We start from the raw sequence: 390 nt of genomic DNA, 5'->3' as shown, positions 1-390 counted from the left end.
TGGTTCATCTTGGCGGTGGTCAGCAGCGTGGCGATGGTCGCCCATGTCCGTCCGCCGCCGTCGCTGCCAGCGAAGAGGCTGTTCTTTCGAGTAATTGTCTGCGGCCTGATCGCGCGCTCGACGGTGTTGGAGTCGATTTCGATGCGGCCGTCGGCGAGGAAGCACTCGAGCGCGGCACGCCGGCCGAGCGCATAGCGGATCGCCTCAGCGGGCTTCGATTTGCCCGACAGTTTCGGCAGCTCCTTTTCCCACAGCGCAAAGAGAGCGGCAACGACGGCGACGGATTTCTCCTGACGCGCAGCTATCCGTACTGCCGGGTCCTGGCCGCGCACGGCCGCCTCGGCGGCCCACAGCGGGGCCATCTGCGCCACCGTCTGCGAGGCGATAACG

General features: G+C 66.7%; 1 protein-coding gene. It reads right to left on the bottom strand.

Features of this window, described 5'->3' with window-relative positions:
* Window positions 1-390, bottom strand: a 390-nt coding sequence (locus AC0L2X_RS32560; RefSeq protein WP_473601232.1) for an IS66 family transposase, incomplete at both ends; no start/stop codon positions are given.

Source organism: Mesorhizobium sp. WSM4828, assembly GCF_055811175.1.
Note: the sequence above shows the minus strand (reverse complement) of the source record. Positions and strands in the feature narration are given on the sequence as shown.